Source organism: Chroococcus sp. FPU101 (genome assembly GCF_017312365.1).
Classification (GTDB): Bacteria; Cyanobacteriota; Cyanobacteriia; order Cyanobacteriales; family Microcystaceae; genus Chroococcus.
On the sequence record NZ_BLJI01000002.1, the window covers coordinates 81178 to 98070 of the forward strand.

The 16893-nt window shown below is 42.2% G+C and carries 16 protein-coding genes and 1 pseudogene; 8 read left to right on the plus strand and 9 right to left on the minus strand.

The window, feature by feature from the left end:
• The first annotated feature begins 8 nt into the window (after nt 1–8).
• Nucleotides 9–578 (plus strand): Uma2 family endonuclease, encoded by a 570-nt coding sequence (locus CFPU101_RS02965; protein ID WP_206813852.1) that lies wholly within the window; start codon nt 9–11, stop codon nt 576–578.
• Between the two features lie 25 nt (nt 579–603).
• On the opposite strand, the gene CFPU101_RS02970 is transcribed toward CFPU101_RS02965, so the two are convergent.
• From CFPU101_RS02970 to CFPU101_RS02980, 3 genes are all read right to left on the minus strand, one after another.
• Nucleotides 604–1134, minus strand: a complete 531-nt coding sequence (locus CFPU101_RS02970) for a GAF domain-containing protein (RefSeq protein ID WP_206813853.1) — start codon at nt 1132–1134, stop codon at nt 604–606.
• Between the two features lie 625 nt (nt 1135–1759).
• Nucleotides 1760–2092, minus strand: coding sequence for a P-II family nitrogen regulator (locus tag CFPU101_RS02975; protein ID WP_206813854.1), 333 nt, complete (start codon nt 2090–2092; stop codon nt 1760–1762).
• 88 nt (nt 2093–2180) lie between these two features.
• Nucleotides 2181–3308: a sodium-dependent bicarbonate transport family permease gene (locus CFPU101_RS02980; RefSeq protein ID WP_206813855.1), complete on the minus strand. Its 1128-nt coding sequence runs from the start codon at nt 3306–3308 to the stop codon at nt 2181–2183.
• Between the two features lie 427 nt (nt 3309–3735).
• Between CFPU101_RS02980 and CFPU101_RS25380 the strand changes: the two are divergent.
• Nucleotides 3736–3876, plus strand: a pseudogene (locus CFPU101_RS25380) (IS6 family transposase); the annotation flags it as partial.
• Nucleotides 3877–4012: 136 nt separating this feature from the next.
• Here the strand turns inward: CFPU101_RS25380 and CFPU101_RS02985 are convergent.
• Nucleotides 4013–4960 (minus strand): fused MFS/spermidine synthase, encoded by a 948-nt coding sequence (locus CFPU101_RS02985; RefSeq protein WP_206813856.1) that lies wholly within the window; start codon nt 4958–4960, stop codon nt 4013–4015.
• 189 nt (nt 4961–5149) lie between these two features.
• Between CFPU101_RS02985 and CFPU101_RS02990 the strand changes: the two genes are divergently transcribed.
• From CFPU101_RS02990 to cofH, 6 genes are all read left to right on the plus strand, one after another.
• Nucleotides 5150–5962, plus strand: a complete 813-nt coding sequence (locus CFPU101_RS02990) for a slipin family protein (RefSeq protein ID WP_206813857.1) — start codon at nt 5150–5152, stop codon at nt 5960–5962.
• 192 nt (nt 5963–6154) lie between these two features.
• Nucleotides 6155–8407: a PP2C family serine/threonine-protein phosphatase gene (locus CFPU101_RS02995; RefSeq protein WP_206813858.1), complete on the plus strand. Its 2253-nt coding sequence runs from the start codon at nt 6155–6157 to the stop codon at nt 8405–8407.
• A complete protein-coding gene (folB, locus tag CFPU101_RS03000) occupies nt 8407–8769 on the plus strand; it encodes a dihydroneopterin aldolase (RefSeq protein ID WP_206813859.1) in 363 nt (120 codons plus the stop codon). Before CFPU101_RS02995 ends, folB begins: the two co-directional genes overlap by 1 nt.
• 191 nt (nt 8770–8960) lie before the next feature.
• Nucleotides 8961–9140 carry a hypothetical protein gene (locus CFPU101_RS03005; protein ID WP_206813860.1) on the plus strand — a complete coding sequence of 60 codons (180 nt, stop codon included), beginning with the start codon at nt 8961–8963 and terminating at the stop codon, nt 9138–9140.
• A 28-nt stretch (nt 9141–9168) separates the two neighbouring features.
• On the plus strand, nt 9169–9780 hold the full coding sequence (locus CFPU101_RS03010; RefSeq protein WP_206813861.1) for a DUF3318 domain-containing protein: 612 nt from the start codon (nt 9169–9171) through the stop codon (nt 9778–9780).
• A gap of 40 nt (nt 9781–9820) precedes the next feature.
• Nucleotides 9821–10966 (plus strand): 7,8-didemethyl-8-hydroxy-5-deazariboflavin synthase subunit CofH, encoded by a 1146-nt coding sequence (gene cofH / locus CFPU101_RS03015; protein WP_374191929.1) that lies wholly within the window; start codon nt 9821–9823, stop codon nt 10964–10966.
• Nucleotides 10967–10975: 9 nt separating this feature from the next.
• On the opposite strand, the gene CFPU101_RS03020 is transcribed toward cofH, so the two are convergent.
• The 5 genes from CFPU101_RS03020 to CFPU101_RS25385 form a co-directional block, all read right to left on the minus strand.
• Complete coding sequence (locus tag CFPU101_RS03020; RefSeq protein ID WP_206813863.1) at nt 10976–12454, minus strand: alpha-amylase; 1479 nt, start codon at nt 12452–12454, stop codon at nt 10976–10978.
• A 238-nt stretch (nt 12455–12692) separates the two neighbouring features.
• Nucleotides 12693–12962 carry a YciI family protein gene (locus CFPU101_RS03025; RefSeq protein ID WP_206813864.1) on the minus strand — a complete coding sequence of 90 codons (270 nt, stop codon included), beginning with the start codon at nt 12960–12962 and terminating at the stop codon, nt 12693–12695.
• A gap of 11 nt (nt 12963–12973) precedes the next feature.
• The gene (gene pheT / locus CFPU101_RS03030; RefSeq protein ID WP_206813865.1) at nt 12974–15466 is read right to left on the minus strand and encodes a phenylalanine--tRNA ligase subunit beta; all 2493 of its coding nucleotides are present in this window, start codon (nt 15464–15466) and stop codon (nt 12974–12976) included.
• A gap of 78 nt (nt 15467–15544) precedes the next feature.
• Complete coding sequence (locus CFPU101_RS03035; RefSeq protein WP_206813866.1) at nt 15545–16024, minus strand: SRPBCC family protein; 480 nt, start codon at nt 16022–16024, stop codon at nt 15545–15547.
• A gap of 101 nt (nt 16025–16125) precedes the next feature.
• Nucleotides 16126–16884 (minus strand): two-component system response regulator, encoded by a 759-nt coding sequence (locus CFPU101_RS25385; RefSeq protein WP_242577738.1) that lies wholly within the window; start codon nt 16882–16884, stop codon nt 16126–16128.
• Between the last annotated feature and the right edge of the window lie 9 nt (nt 16885–16893).

The window sequence follows — 16893 nt, forward strand, 5'->3', positions numbered from 1 at the left end:
AAATAGCCATGAATCAAACCACAAGCGATCAAGTTTACTGGACAGTTCATGATCTAGAACTGTTACCCGATAATCCTTGGTTACGTTATGAAATTATCGATGGAGTGTTATTGGTGACAAGGGCCCCACATTGGAATCATCAGACAACTTGTGGTCGTTTTTTTCAGCACTTAAATACTTGGTCTGAAACAACGGGTTTAGGAAAAACAACAATTAACCCTGGTGTTCTTTTTTCAGAAGCAGACAACGTGATCCCTGATGTCGTTTGGGCAACTCAAGAAACATATGATCAACTCATTGATGAAAAAGGTCATTTAACAGGTGCGCCCGAATTAGTCATTGAAGTCCTATCTGAAAGTCAGCAAGATCAAAACAGAGATCGAGAAACCAAACTGAAACTTTATTCAACTCGTGGAGTCAGAGAATATTGGATCGCGGACTGGCGAGTGCAAAAATTAGAAATTTATCGCCGAGACAATGGACAATTAAAGCTAGTTACAACTCTATTCAGTGAGGATATTGTGACTTCTCCTCTATTACCTGGTTTTAGTTGTGTGGTTAAAGAATTTTTTCCTTAAAATCGGCTTAATTTAATCATTAGAGTTACTCGTCCGAGTTTGATTTCACGTAATCGACTACTGGCTGACGCAACCGCTCGATCACACTCGAAATGATAGCGCGATCGCACTGTGTCCATTCTCTCGGTTGACCGAACATACACGGCTGTAGGATTCCCCAGAGTTGCTCATCCGAAACGATGTGAGCGTGAACTAGGGCGCGATGTCCAAGAAAGTTACGCTCGAATTCAACGTTAAGCACTTCAGGTGGGGCGGTTTCGATGTCAGATATAAAGATCGGGGGAGCGGTTCGCAAAGCGGCAGCAAACATGGGGTCTTCTTTTTCCCATTCCTCTTCGCTTTGCCAACCGTCGGTTTCAGTATTCGGCAGATCAAGGTTGCGTCGCCAGCAGAAGTTACGATAGATTCTTGTTTGTGGATGGCGAACCAAGAGGAAACAGCGATCGCACTGCATCACTTCACCAATCGCTTTTAGCAGTTCTGAAAAGAGTATTTCTGGGTTAGAGTCAGCCGCAAAAATTTCTTCTAAAGCAGTGGGTAGAGATGATTCAGACATAGAAAGTATGCGGTTCAAATTACATCGCTATCCTACCAGCAAGGACAAGTATAACCTCTATGTCTAAAGAGAGCATTTTCAGCTATCCGATGTATTTATTCTCTTATGTTACTTCCAGGAGAGTGACAGAAGAGGGATAAAGTATCGCCTGAGCGCATTTAACTTAATCAACACCTTTGCTACACTACTGGGATAACCTAACGTACTCTACAAGATCAGATAATCGCACTGTTTGTTTTCATCCCACATTCCGCAGGTTGACTCCATAGATAGAGTAATTTATTTGTCTCACACTGCCGCAAGCGTAACGAACAAATAAACAATGCTATTTGCTGTATGTACAAATGCTCTATGCGTGAGACGAGTCAAGTACGCACAGACGGCGATCTCTGCTATAGACCTGCACTAGCCAGCCTTCGCTGGTCGGGTCAATTCTGATTCGCGATTTCGTCGAGTCAAACTTGTTCATAGTGTCTACTCCATGCTGATCGAATGTGGGCCGAAGCGTGGCGGGGGCTGGCCTGCCTCGACGGAAACATCTGCTAGTAATGGAGAGCATCTCCGAGAAAGACAAGCCTAGTCGTCAATGAGTGACGTGGGCAAATAGGGACTGTGTCGTCTCGACTCAACAGCCGTCTGGCCCACAGAAACTGTGTCCGTACAGTACCTCCGCGTCACAGATGTAGATAATGCCTGCAAAATCGAGGAAAAACTTCACTGCGACCTGATCTGCAATGTTCTCGGCCATGTCTCGATCTGGGGTCAGCACCTCGAATTTTATATTCGCCTGGGTGTCGGAAACGTTGGGTTGTCCCGACGAGCGCACGTTGCGACTGCCGCTACCGCCAGTTTCCAGAACCGTATAACCAGTCGCCCCCGATTCTTCGATGATCTTGGCGATCTTTTTCAGCAGAATCTTTTCTGTGACGATGACGAGCTTTTTGGCTGGTTTGGCCATGTTGATTACCTCTTTAAATATGTACATTTATCAATCTACTCGGTCTGCTGGGCCAAGAGAACACCGACAGACCATGACCCGTCTGGGATTAGAGGCCGCCGATCGCCTGGGCAAGCCCGAGGAAGAACGGTATACACAAGCCGATCGCCACTGGTGTACCGATGGCTGTGGACGCGCCGATATAGGCGGAGGGATTAGCCGACGGGATACCCGCTCGCAACGTAGGTGGCCCTGAGATGTCTGAACTGGAGGCGGCGATAACGGCCAGGATCACAACGCCGCCCCAACTGAATCCCGTGGCGTAGTGGGCAATCATACCGAGACCGAAGGCGATGAACCCATGCACAAACGGTGACACCACGCTATACACGACATACCACTGCGCCACCTTACGCAGTTCGCCAAGTCTTGACCAAGCCTCCATACCCATGACCAGCATCAAGATCGAAAGCAAGCCGCGAAAAAGGGGATCGTAGAAGCTTTTATAGACATTTTCTGGCTGGGTGAATATGCCAAGAGCTAGGCCTAACAACATTGCCGATAAGGCAGGGCCCCGAAGGCTTTCCTGCACGATCGGCCATATCTTGACCCGATTCTCAGGCTCCTCCTTCTTGCTGAGGTACTCCTGCCGAGTGCGGGGATAATCCTGCTGATCGGGATAATCGCCTGCCACAACTGCTTGCTTGCTAAAAGACTCCTGCCCAGTAGCGTAGGCTGCTTCTTTACGCATCTTCTTGTTGAGATAAATGTTCGCCACCACAATCGCCGTTACGAGGGCAGGGATATCCATAAAGGGATAGAGTGCGCCAGCCCATGCCTCGTATGGAATTTTTTGTTCTTCCAGTACCGTCAGGCCGGCAGCCATCGTGGAACCACTCACGGCTCCAAACAACCCTCCAGTAGCGATCGCATCGACAACTTTGACCTTTGGCAGATTGGCCAAGGTATAGCGCGCGATGAACACAACAAGAACCCCTACTATTACGGCACAGATCATGGGTAACACCATCTCCGTTAGGTTAGAATTGCGGATGGCAATTCCACCGGTCAGACCGATTTTGGTGAGCAGCATGAAGACGATGATCTGACAAATCGCCTCTGGGATTACCAATTCGCTCCCGAGAGCAGCAATGATCATCCCACCAATCAAAAAAGCGAGTGTCGGGGACTGCAACTGTTTAACGAAGTCCATTAAAAAAAAGGACAAAAAATCCACTGTGTAATTCCTCCTTGATCAGATATTAGGGGTCAGGACAGCAGGCAAGCGTAGCCTCGAATCTGGGGTAGCTGCCTCCACGCATCCGAGTGAGCGGCAAGTCAACCCGTCACTAAGAGCGCAAAGGTTTTGCTCTGGCGAGAGCAAAAGATCGCACTAATCAGTGGTGATTCAGGTTCGGGAATGAGTCGCGTTCAATAAAGGAGAACACCCATCCGTGTCAAAGTGAGCGATTACCCGTCACGCTTAACCCGAAAACATAAATCATAGATATAGGTCTTAGTCTATGCTAATCGCTTTTGCTATATAAAAGAGTCTACAGCAAAACCTGAAGAAATTATTTAATTGAAAGAACTATTTTCAAATCCACGTTGAAAGCAACAGGTATGGCTCTGGTTCTGTTGCAAACTTGAAATCCTCTTTTCTGATGACTCAAAAAGATCTAATTAAAGGGAAGCACTTCGAGAAGGAAATTATTTTACTCTGTGTCTGTTGGTACTTACGCTATAGTTTAAGTTATCGAGATTTAGAAGAAATGATGTTGGAAAGGGGAATAAAAGTCGATCATACAAGGAACGATTTATATATGGGTCATTGAATTAGCCCCAGAAATCGATAAGAGCTTATCGGTCAAAAGAAACTTAATGACAGCTAAAGCAGCAAGACAGTGAAAAGGGTGAGTTATTCAATCTCACCCAATCATCCTAAACTGTAGTTGCTACACCTTGACCGAAGAATTTTGGCGGTGCAGAGAGGGTATAGACTTCTTGATGTTGTGCGATCGCATTCCGTATATACAATGGAGTTTGTAACATTCCGAGTAAAGACATTCCATCAATTAAACGTAAACCACCTGTTGTTTTTTCGGCTAACACTTGATCAACTGCTTGAGGATCTGGAGTAGTATTCAAAGGCTCATTACCACACAAAGCAAAACCCCAGGGAGATCCATAACTCGGTGTTGGAGCGCAGTACGCTTGTACGTGAGGAAAAACAGATTTTAAAGTATTCACCACACGAGCATGATACATCACAAACGGGGGTGAAACTGGGCCAGATTGAACAATTACTAAACCCTTTGGAGCGAGGACACGCTGTAACTTTTCGTAATATTCTTTCGTAAAGAGGGGAAATGATGGCCCTTCTTCAATAGGATCAGTTAGATCAGAGATAATAATATCCCACTTCTCATCAGTCGTATCTAAGACTTCTAGGGCATCAGCAACAACCAATTCAAAACGAGGATCATCAAAAGAACCCTGGTGCATTTCGCTCAGATGTTCTTTACACGCTTCGACAACCTCACCGTCAATATCAATCATCATCACTCGTTCAACGGTTTTCCAGCGTAAAATTTCTCTAGTGGTTGCCCCTTCTCCCCCACCTAAAATTAAAACCTTTTTCGGGGAGGCATGGGTGATCATCGCAGGTTGTACTAAAGCTTCATGATAGATAAATTCATCACCTGTACAAGATTGCCATTTACCATCTAATACTAATGCTTTACCATAAGCCCCAGATTCAACCACATACATGTCCTGAAAAGGAGTTTTACAGTAAGCCAGAATACGAGTAATTCCGTGACTATAGATATCCCAAGGGGTAATATACTCGTTCACCCATAGATCAGCCTTGACATCGCTTCCAGCCATTGAATCAAACCTCCTGTGAAGAATTGGCACAAAGATCCATTTATAGCATATCTAGCAATTATCTTGTACTTATCCAAAGCAGAAAGTATTATTAAGTCTTCGTTAATTGTTTAAATCACTGCCTAGAATAGAAGTATCTTTCAACGTAGAGACGCGCTATAAATAACCCGTCTGTACAAGGATGCAAATATGGATCTAGTATTAATCGGTTTTTTAATGCTTGCCAGCGTCGGTTTAAGCGGCTGTAAAATTGATCGAGAATATCAGCGAGGGGTAATTTTTCGTTTAGGAAGATATCAAGCTACTAAAGGGCCAGGTTTATACTATATTTTGCCATTACTTGACCAAAAAATGCAGGTTGATATTCGGACTAAAACCGTTGATATTGCTCCACAAGAAACAGTAACAGCCGATAGTGTAACCATTAAAGTAAATGCGGTTCTTTACTATCGAATTATTGACGCTTTTAAAGCCATTAACCGAGTTGAATCTTATCAAAATGCCGTCTATCAAGCTGCGATGACAACCTTACGCAATGTGGTCGGACAAAACAACTTAGATGATGTGCTACAAGATCGAGATAAAATTAATCATAAGGTTCAAGAAATTGTTGACGAAATCACTGAACCTTGGGGCATTGATATCGAACGAGTTGAAATGAAAGATGTTGAAATTCCGACATCGATGCAACGTGCCATGGCAAAAGAAGCCGAAGCATTAAGAGAAAAACGCGCTCGTATTATTAAAGCTTCAGCAGAACAAGAAGCCTCACATAAACTAGCCGAAGCTTCTCAAAAAATTATGGCAAACCCTGCTGCTTTAGAGTTACGCCGTTTACAGATGTTAACTGAAATTGGAGCAGAAAATAATACAACTACGGTTGTCATGATGCCATCTGATTTAATTACTTTGAGTAAACAATGGTCAGAAGCAATGGAAAAAAACAAAACTCCTGAAAAAGAGACAAACGGCAATCAAAAAATTACCGAATATTTAAGTTAGTCACAAAGGATAAAACTAAATAAAAAGATTGATTATTGTCTAGAGATGTGTTATGGCACGTCTCTATTTTTAAGGACGAAAACTCGAAAAAAACGATAATGCTATGATTGGGGAATAAAAATAAAATTATCAAGATTCACAGTCAGAGCCATTACAATCTAAGTTATTGCTCTTTGAAATTAGAGAGTGTTTATGGAACAAAAGGCGGTAACTATCCAGTGCCAAAACTTAACTTGTTTAGCATCTAACCCCCTATCTCATCAAGTTTGCGAGAACTGCGGTACCCCATTAGTGCGGCGGTATTTAAGAATGCTCGGAGATTGGGTCAAAACCTATTATAGAGTGGGCGAATTAATCGATGAGCGCTATTTAATCAAAGCCCCTCAAATGGTCTTAGACACTAAACCAGTTTTAGCACCCCAGGTTCCCGAAGAATTTCCGTCCTACATTCTCCCCTATCTCAAACTTTTTCCCTATCGTTGGCACGTTCCTCAAGTTTACGGCTATGTTCCCTCTCCAGACGATCGCCTAGATATGACGATTTGGCTGCTCGAATATGGTACAGTACCGATATCATCTGGAGAACCGCAACCCGATTTAGTCCCACCGCTAACACAGCTATGGTCGGAAGCGACTGCGATGCGTCAACTCTATTGGTTATGGCAAATTGCCCACCTCTGGCAACCGTTTCAGCAAAGACGGGTGGTTTCAAGTTTATTAGATCCAACTTTATTACGGGTTAATGGGGCAACTGTACAAATTTTAGAATTAGCCCTCGACCGCGATGAGACAGCATCGTTATCCTTAAAACAATTGGGTCAAGTTTGGTCAAATTGGATACCTGAATCGTCTTCTGAAATCAAAAACTTTTTAACCCGGTTGTGTGAAAATCTAGAATCAGAAAAAATTACTCACCCTGATCAATTACTCAAAATTTTAGACGGGGCCCTGCAACATTGTGCCGCTTCACAACAACGAACCTATCATCTGTATACCTGCACCGATACGGGAACCATGCGGGAACATAATGAAGATGCCTGTTATCCCCCATCTGGAACCACATTAACCCATGATGAGCAAGAAAATACTCTAGCGATCGTTTGTGATGGAATTGGTGGGCAAGAGGGCGGCGAAATTGCCTCACAGCTTGCCATTAAGTCTCTACAAGCCGATGTGGCTCAGATGTTTAAAAATAGGTCTAAATGGAATCAGTCTGATCTAATACAAACCCTAAGTCAATCCATTGGTCAAGCGAATGATGTTATTAGTCGGCGTAATGATGTTGAAAAACGCCAAGAACGACGACGCATGGGTACAACGCTTGTCATGGGGTTAGCTCATCAACATCAAATGTATATTGGTCATGTAGGAGATTCTAGAGTTTATCGCATCACCCCACAAGGTTGTCATCAAATTACGGTTGATGATGATTTAGCGTCTAGGGAAGTTCGTTTAGGTTATCTGATCTATAGAGATGCTATTCAATATCCGAATGCAGGGGCTTTAGTACAAGCTTTGGGCATGAGTTCGGCAGCCTCACTTAACCCCACTGTACAGCGTTATATTTTAGATGAAGATTGTGTCTTTCTGTTCTGTTCTGATGGTTTGAGTGATTACGATCGCGTTGAACAATATTGGGATACTGAGATTCTACCGATTTTAAAAGGCGAAAAAAATGTTACTGAAGTCGGACAACGTTTAATCGATCTGGCTAATCAAAAAAACGGTCACGATAATTCAACGATCGCTCTATTTTACTGTCAAGTTCAAAACGCGATCAATCCCATCTCCCCTTTAACCTATGAAGGTGTCACAGAACAACCCTCAGATGACGTAACAACCCTGGAAACCTATGAAAATGAACAAGATGCCGCCGCGGCCTCCGAATTTCCCACAGAACCCTCATTTACAGTGCGCCCTAGAGTTACTTCACCAACCCCTCTTTCTACACCCAGTACGACTCCTACGGTTACCGTTTCGCCTCCCAAGTCTTCTTTACTAACTCCGTTACTCATTGGTTTAGGTGTACTAACGGCTAGTCTTGCGGGTTTTTATCTTTGGCGGACTTCGGTTTCAACAGTTGCAGTTGATCCAATTCCCACTCTATCTAGTACCTCTGTTCTGCCTTTAGAAGCCTTAACATTAGGACAAGTGTTTAAAACAACGACAGAAATTACGCTACAATCGGCTACAACGACAAATAATGTGCAAGTAACTGCATCTATTCCTCTACCACCTAATAGCATTGTTAAGGTCATTGAGCCGTCATCTGAGAATAATATCGTTAAATTAGAGGTCTGCTCTCCAAATGAGCTTCAGTCGTTGCAAGGAACCATTGCGGTGAATGGACTACAAAATGTGTTGGTTAGTTCGACACCAGATGAACAAAGTCAATGTTCTATGACTTCTACTCCTCCTTCTCCCTCACCGACGAGTACTAACTGATGGATACGATACATTTAACTGGAATTCGCTGTTATGGCTATACGGGATATCTAAAAGAAGAACAAATTCTCGGTCAATGGTTTGAAGTTGATCTAACGCTCGGAGTAGAATTATCAAAAGCGGGAATGAGCGATCGTATTGATGATACAGTTGATTATCGAGAGGCGATTAATATCGTACAACGCTTGATTAAAACGTCTAAATTTGCTTTAGTGGAAAAATTAGCAACGGCGATCGCTGATGAAATTCTACTCATTGATCAAGTGCAACAAGTGCAGGTGCAACTCTCTAAACCAGCCGCCCCGATTCCAGATTTTGGTGGCACCATTACAATCAGTATTACAAGAAATTGCAAAAGCTAACCGAATCGCTAGGTAGAAAATTCGTAAATTTACTGAATTCAATAATTAAGTCTTCAAATCTTCCGTAATTCTTGTGAAAGTAACTTAGCCCTCGATCTGCCAAATTAGTAAATAGATAATAAATGGTTAATCCTCTCTCATAGACTACGGGAAGGATCGCTAAAAATGCTATAAATGGAGATCTTCTCACAATGTTATGGAAAGCTCAACAAATCTGTCATCCGATCTGGCTATATCTCAATCAACCCGTCTTTGATTGCTATCATTCTCAAGTTTGGCATCCTTATCGTTTTTGGTATTCTTATAAAATCAATTTATTAGAAAAATGTTTAAAAAAAGATATAAATTCCGAAAGCCATTATACTCAATGATCAAGGAATATATAAATCTGGCTCAAGTATGAATCTAGATACTGAAATTAGTCATTTAATAGAGTTGATGCCTGCTTCGGGGCGGATGATGACTAAAATTGTGAGTCAACCTCAACAAGCCAAAGTCATTGAAACATCTTTACCGATGCCTTGGCAACAAGGAACACGACCGATCTTAATTAATTTCGATCTTTGGCGAAATTTGTCTAGACCACAGCGCGATTTACTTTTGTTACGCTCGGTTAGTGGTTTAATTGGGGTTAAATGGTTTAAACCGAATATCTATCAAGCGATCGCAGCAGCAGGTTTATTAGGGCTAGTCATCGAAATAAGCCAAGCTGACGCAGTAGGAATGATGGTGGCTGGCGGTCTAACAGCGATCGCCACTAATCAAATTTGGCGCAGTAACCGTAGTCTTCAAAAAGAACTTGATGCAGATGAGTCCGCCATCTCTGTCGCCATCAGACGAGGATACACTGAAACAGAAGCCGCCCGTCATTTATTATCCGCCCTTGAAACCGTCGCCCAAATTGAAAATCGTCCCTTAAATTTTACTGAGTTACTGCGTTCTCAAAATTTGCGAGTCATTGGTAATCTTTCGCCCGTTGTGGTTCCTAGCAATCTACGCACAGAAAAATAATTAGATTTCTTCTACAATCGGTGTAGGAAGAATAAAGATGATCAACGTGACTAGCGCAACCAAGACCGTTAATACGATTTTGAATGAAGTAAGAAGCGGTAAAGATTTATCGCCTTTAGAGGGATTGACTTTATTGCAACAAAGTAAATCAGAGATTATTAGTGAAATTCAACAGACTGCCGATCAGCTTCGAGCTAACCAAGTCGGTCATACTGTTACCTATGTGATCAATCGCAATGTAAATTTTACTAACATTTGTGAGCAGCATTGTAGTTTTTGTGCATTCAGGCGAGATGATGGAGAAGATGGCGCGTTTTGGTTAGATATTGCTCAAATTTTAGAAAAAGCATCGGATGGGGTACAACGAGGAGCAACCGAAATCTGTATGCAGGGCGGTTTAAACTCCGAAGCAAAACGAAATGGCACCAGTTTAGATTTTTATCTAGAATTGGTTACATCAATTAAAAAAACCTTTCCGCAGCTTCATCTACACGCCTTTTCACCCCAAGAAGTTCAGTTTATCGCCAGAGAAGATCAAATTAGTTACGAGGATGTAATTACTGCTTTACGGGATGCAGGTCTTGGATCGATGCCTGGAACCGCCGCCGAAGTGTTAGAAGATGCTGTAAGACGGGTGATCTGTCCCGAGAAAATTAATAGCGAAACTTGGCTAGAAATTGTTAGTCTAGCCCATAAGTTAGGACTGCCTACCACCAGTACCATGTTATGCGGTCAGATCGAAAGCAAAGAACAACAGATCAGCCATTTAGATCAATTGCGATCGCTCCAACAAAACTCAATTCTACAAGGATATCCCGCCCGCATCACTGAATTTATTCTCTTACCCTTTGTCGGACAAGAAGCCCCAAAACCTTTAAGAAATAGAGTTGGACGCGATCAACCTGTTTTAGCCGATACCCTGTTACTCACCGCTGTCTCCCGATTATATCTAGGAAACTGGATACCTAATCATCAACCCAGTTGGGTAAAATTGGGCTTAAATGGAGCCGTAGAAGCCCTCAGATGGGGATGTAACGATATAGGTGGAACACTGATGGAGGAACATATTACCAGTATGGCAGGGGCGCAGGGTGGTACTTGTATGGAAGTCGATACCCTGCAACAAGCCATTCAATCTATTGATCGTCCTTTTCAGCAAAGAAGTACGATTTATGAGTATCTGTAGGAAAAATAACTAGGACTGTGGAACCCAAACCGAAACCGAGCCACCATTGCATCGAAACTCCGCCCAACCTTCGTCATTGGTTGTCACAGATTCGCTGATATGTTCGGTAATATCAATATACGTTTGATTCGGTTGCCCGACTTCCATCCATTTCGTACCATCTCCTCCATTACTCAGCACGACTGCCATTCCTCCTGGATGTTCTTCATCGCCTAAGCGTGTCCAAGCGATGGTATTAGCATGATCAAAATAATCGTATTGCTCACCGTAGGCGTAGGTTTTCCGCGCAAATAGGTATTTATCAATAAGCCACCGATGGCTATCCATCCAAATTTCGTATTCATTGCCATCAGGGCCTGCGTCTTTGTAATGGGCCCCGTAGTAGTCAGCATAGAAAATACAGGGATATCCTTCACGCCGTAGTAAAATTAAAGCATAGGCAAGAGGCTTAAACCAAGGTTCAACGACTGATTCTAGCGATTGTAGGGGTTGTGAATCGTGGTTTTCAGTTAGCGTGACGGCGAGGGTGGGTTGATGCTGAACAAGAGTATTATCGAAAATGGTGCGCATATCGTAGCTATCACCAGCTTGACTCGCGGCATGAAAATTGTAATGAAGTGGCGCATCAAATAACGTCACCTTACCGCCTGTTGCTTCGACAAAGCTATGGAGTGCCTCGACTTCATAAGACCAATATTCACCCACAGCAAATAACTCGCGCTGTGCATGATGGCTAACGTGATCGAGCCATTCGCGGAAAAATTCGGCTTTTACGTGTTTGACGGCATCAAAGCGAAAACCATCAACGTCAGTCGTATCGACATACCATTCACCCCAGTATTTTAGTTCGCCAGAAACTTCGGGGTTTTGCATATCGAGGTCACAACCCATCAGATAATCATAATTCCCCTTTTCTAGGTCAACATTGTCCTCAAACTCTTTGCCTTTGAGCAAATAAATCGCATTTTCCTCGCCATTATAGACGTTGTAATCGATCGCATCAAAATGCCACCAATGCCACTTCATACTGGAATATTTATCACCGCGACCTGGGAAGGTAAAATGAGTCCAAGCTTTGATTTTCTGATACTCGCCTACGGTTTCATTGCGGTTGTCTGGATTAAAAGGTGTAGCTTCTGCTTCTTCTTCTTCATCGGCACCTAATTTGTGGTTTAGTACAACGTCTGCATAGATGCGAATTCCTGCTTTTTTGGCTGCTTGAATGGCTCGCAAATACTCTTCTTTTGTGCCGTATTTTGTCCGTACAGACCCCTTTTGGTCAAATTCACCTAAATCAAATAAATCATAAACTGCATAGCCGACATCCAACCCGCCACCTGTACCTTTATAAGCAGGAGGCAACCAGAGAGATGTTATCCCTGCTTCGGCTAATTCTTCTGCCGACTCCGCTAACTGATTCCATAGTGAACCGTCCTCTGGAATATACCAGTGGAAATATTGCATCATAACTCCGTTTGCTTCGGACATAACTATCTCCACAAGTAAAAATATAATTAGATTTTTTTGACTGTAATGAATATACCTGAGACTTTCTTTTTTCTCTCTCTCTCTATTGAAAGAAGGAATTTTTGTAAAATCATGATATATTCGAGTATTCTTGATTGTCCTTGTGTGTTAATGGGTCATGAGCTTCTCGCTTAACAAATCTCGTCCTAATGGCTTAAAACTTGCTTTTTCATCTCTTCTTAGCCTAATAATAGATTTCTTAAATTGCTTGTATCCATTCTTTAATGTCGTATTCTGTCCAAATGCCATTTTTCCAATAAGGATCGGATTCGATGAGTTTCTTGACAATCTCCTCATTTTCTGCATCATAAATTCCAAAGACTTTCGTAACATCTTTGGTTGGGCCTAATGTAACTAATATTCCTTGTTCTTTTTGAGAAACTAGACCATTTAAGTGTTCTTGGCGGTAGGGCGCACGTTTTTCGATTACATCCTCGCAATAGCTACCCCACATGATGTATTTTGGCATAATGATTGATCCTAACTTCTAAGTGTGACTTGAAATTGTTTAACTAAAGCTTCGCGTATTTTGTTGTGGACGGGTTCTACTTCTGTATCTGTCAGAGTCCGATCGCTGGTTCGATAGACTAAACTAAAAGCTAGACTTCGTTCACCTTCTGGCACATTTGCCCCTTTATATTCATCAAAGACTTGCACGGTTTCTAAGAGTTCTCCCCCCGCTTTTTTCATGGTTTTTTCTAACTCTGCAACGGATATTTTGAGAGGGGCAAAAAAGGCTAAATCACGAGAGACGGCGGGATAAGTCGAATATGCTTTAAAACGAGGGGTTTTTGTATCGTCTTTATTTAAAGCAGATACTAACACATCTAGATTCAATTCAAACCCATACACGGCATCGTCTAATTCTTTTTCTTGTCGTAGTTGGGGATGTAATTGACCAAAAATTCCCAAATGTTGCTTATTTAACGATAGTGATGCGGTTCTACCTGGGTGTAAGCGTTCGTCTTCGGAAGTTGCTTGATATTCTACCGTTAATCCTAGACGCTCAAATACACTTTCTAGGATACCTTTGGCTTGATACCATGTCATCGGGTCGTGTTTTCCACCTCTTACCCAGTTTCCCTCTGGTAAAAGATCTCCTCCTAAGATACCACCAATGCGATCGGATTCTGCAATACCATCTTCAGTACACCAGAAAACACGACCCATTTCAAAACCATTTAAGGCCCCGTTTCCTTGTGCTACGTTATATTCAAAGGCATCAATTAAACCAGAGAGTAGGTTAGTTCTGAGTGCGGAATATTCAGCTAAAAGTGGGTTAGCGATCTGGACTTCATCTTTTATCGGTTTAACGAGAGAATACTGCACTAATTCGGTTAAACCAACGGAACGAAAAACCTCTCTGATTTTCCGATGTATCTGTTCTTCAAAGGATAATCCCCCTGCAATGCTGTTAGAGGGCAATGTATCACAGAAATGATCATAACCATATAAACGGGCGACTTCTTCAATAAGATCAATTTCTCGTTCTAAGTCTCGGTAACGGTAGGATGGAACGGTAACAGACCAAATTTTCGGCGTTTCTGAAACATTAGTTAACTGACATCCTAAGTCGGTGAGTATTCTTTCTACATCGGATGCTGGAATTTTTCCCGTCTCTACATCTCCTAAAATTTGATGCAAACGTTCTAGACGGAGTTCAATTGAGTAACTCTTAAAATCAGCACGAGCATCGGCGATAGATTGAGTCGTGACAGCACCGCCCGCAAGTTCTATAATGAGTGCGATCGCTCTATTGGCTGCATCTTCTAAAGCAGTGGGGTTAACGCCTTTTTCATACCGTGTACTCGACTCACTGCGTAGGTTTTGACTTTTTGAAGAACGACGAATTGTAATCGGATCGAATAACGCAGATTCTAGAATAATATTTTGGGTATTCTCATCGACTTCGGTTTCTTCGCCACCCATGACACCCGCGATCGCAACTGGTGTATCATTAGCAGTAATCAGTAAATTTTGTGGTTTGAGGGTGCGAGTTTGTCCATCGAGGGTTTTTAAAGTTTCACCATCAGTCGCAAACCGTACACCAATATTTAAACTATCACCCTTAGCCAATTTTTCTAACTTATCTTGATCAAACGCATGAAGTGGCTGTCCCCATTCAAGTAAGACATAATTTGTAATATCTACAATATTATTAATTGGTCTGACACCTGCTGCTTGTAGACTAGCTTGTAACCATTTGGGAGACGGTGCAATTTTTACGCCTTCGATGATAGTTCCGATGTATGCTAGACAAGCTTGGTTATTTTCTACGATAATATTTACAAAATCTTTGTTATTGAGCAAGTTTTCAGTCTCTTCTAAAGACGGAAAAGAAGTGTCAGCAGACGATAGTACAATTCTTTTAACAGATGGTATCAAAAGACTTTCAGGAAGTGATAATTTTGCACCTGTTAACGCGGCTATTTCTCTCGCTACTCCAATCATACTCAACGCATCAGCGCGGTTAGCAGTAGGAGATATATCTAAAATTACGTCATCTAAACCGAGTAAAGGGCGTACATCTTGACCAACTATAATATCTGAATTTTCGGGAAAAATATAAATACCATTCGATTCTTTTTCTACACCCAATTCAGTCAGAGAACAAATCATACCTTCTGATTGAACGCCGCGCAATTTAGCCGATTTAATCTTAATATCAATCGCGGGTAAATAGGTTCCTAAAGTAGCGACTGGAACTAAAATATCTGCCCTCGCATTAGGCGCACCACAAACAATAGTCGAGGGGGTACTTAGCCCAATGTCAACCGTACAGACACTTAATTTATCAGCATTGGGGTGTGGCTGACGCTCTAAAATTCTACCAACAACAACACCATCAGCATTCCGACGACGATCTTCTATATCTTCTACTTCGATGCCTGCTACCGTCAAGGTTTCGGCTAATTTTTCAGGAGTTAGGGTTAAGTTGACTAATTCTTTTAACCAGTTGACAGAGATACGCATTGATTTCTTTTGACGCTTGATTGACCTCAAACCTAGTATCTCATATCATCCCGTTTCTTGTTGTGCTACAGTAAATTCCTAAACACTTATTCTTTCAGCAGCTTGGGCTAATTCGGCAGCGACACGGGCAGAATAGGGACGAATTAACCACCAAATGAAAGGAGATAACCAACCTCGTAGGGTGACAGAATAGGAAATATAACTACCACATAGGGTAGACTCGACCTGATAAGTTATTTTTTGTTCCATGCCAGGAATTGCTAAAACTCTGATACTCAGTAACTCTCCAGGGCGTACATTTTCAACAAAAAACTGAATGGGAAAGGGAGTGAAGCGTGTCACGACTTGATAAATTAGACCAGGCTTTGGAATTAAGCCACGTGGTACATTTGTCCTAGCAATCAAAGGATTCCAAGACGCATCAGCTAAATTAATCAGTTTTTGCCAAAGTACGTCTACAGGGGCGGTACTGACGACGCGATAGGTTTTATAGAGGGAAAAGTAACAGACTAGCTTGCCTTTAGCGGCAATTAACTTAAACGAAAAATTGAGTATCACAGTCTCCCTCCCACTAGAGAAGGTTAATCAGATGTATTATTCTAACTTGACTTTTTGGTTATAAGACGGAAAGTCGCAAAAATTGTTACCAAGGATAGATCTCAAGACTCAATGGCAATTTGTATAACTTGCAATAACTCTTCGACTTGATTTTCGCTTTTAGGAATTAGACAAGGGAAAACGGATAAATTACTAATCTGATTAGCAGCAGCCGTTACACTGGTTTCCATAGTAATGAGTGGAATAGCTGATAAAGATTCACAATGACTCAAGGCAGTTAGATATGCGATCGGTTCTTCTGTCACTAAATCATCTAAAATAACCACATCTATTTTCCAAACACTGGCCATAATTTCCGCCTGTTCTAAGCTATCCGCTTCTAAAAGACGATAATTCAGTTGTGAGAATTGACCATTAAACAATAAATCGAGAGCCGTTTGCTCCATTAATGAGTGTAAATCAGCAGGCTTGGCATGAGGATAAAGACGTAATATCGTGACATTTTTGAGAAAAGAAGCGGTTCTAAAGGCTAATTGCTCTAAAACGGTCTGTAAGGATTTTTTTTCAATAGGAAGTGCTACAAAACCATCAGCCCCTTTTTGTTCACTATAAATTCTTTGCTCATTAGACCCCATCATAATCACTTTAATATGACTGGTGCGAGGGTCGGATTTTAAAAGGGTTAGAACATCCCATCCAGATAATAAAGGTAATATCGGATTTAAGAAAATGCGATGCGGTCGAACTTGGCGAGCTTTTTCTAGTGCTTCTGTACCAGTCCGAGCAACTACCACACGATAACCTAATTCTGTTAAGGGTTCACTAATTTCATTAATCAAACCTACTGCCGATTCTACCACTAGAATAAT

What these genes read in the sequence shown, in the direction of transcription:
- CFPU101_RS02965 (WP_206813852.1), top strand. Translation starts at nt 9, where the DNA reads ATGAATCAAACCACAAGCGATCAAGTTTACTGGACAGTTCATGATCTA.
- CFPU101_RS02970 (WP_206813853.1), bottom strand. Translation starts at nt 1,134, where the DNA reads ATGTCTGAATCATCTCTACCCACTGCTTTAGAAGAAATTTTTGCGGCT.
- CFPU101_RS02975 (WP_206813854.1), bottom strand. Translation starts at nt 2,092, where the DNA reads ATGGCCAAACCAGCCAAAAAGCTCGTCATCGTCACAGAAAAGATTCTG.
- CFPU101_RS02985 (WP_206813856.1), bottom strand. Translation starts at nt 4,960, where the DNA reads ATGGCTGGAAGCGATGTCAAGGCTGATCTATGGGTGAACGAGTATATT.
- CFPU101_RS02990 (WP_206813857.1), top strand. Translation starts at nt 5,150, where the DNA reads ATGGATCTAGTATTAATCGGTTTTTTAATGCTTGCCAGCGTCGGTTTA.
- CFPU101_RS02995 (WP_206813858.1), top strand. Translation starts at nt 6,155, where the DNA reads ATGGAACAAAAGGCGGTAACTATCCAGTGCCAAAACTTAACTTGTTTA.
- folB (WP_206813859.1), top strand. Translation starts at nt 8,407, where the DNA reads ATGGATACGATACATTTAACTGGAATTCGCTGTTATGGCTATACGGGA.
- CFPU101_RS03005 (WP_206813860.1), top strand. Translation starts at nt 8,961, where the DNA reads ATGTTATGGAAAGCTCAACAAATCTGTCATCCGATCTGGCTATATCTC.
- CFPU101_RS03010 (WP_206813861.1), top strand. Translation starts at nt 9,169, where the DNA reads ATGAATCTAGATACTGAAATTAGTCATTTAATAGAGTTGATGCCTGCT.
- CFPU101_RS03020 (WP_206813863.1), bottom strand. Translation starts at nt 12,454, where the DNA reads ATGTCCGAAGCAAACGGAGTTATGATGCAATATTTCCACTGGTATATT.
- CFPU101_RS03025 (WP_206813864.1), bottom strand. Translation starts at nt 12,962, where the DNA reads ATGCCAAAATACATCATGTGGGGTAGCTATTGCGAGGATGTAATCGAA.
- pheT (WP_206813865.1), bottom strand. Translation starts at nt 15,466, where the DNA reads ATGCGTATCTCTGTCAACTGGTTAAAAGAATTAGTCAACTTAACCCTA.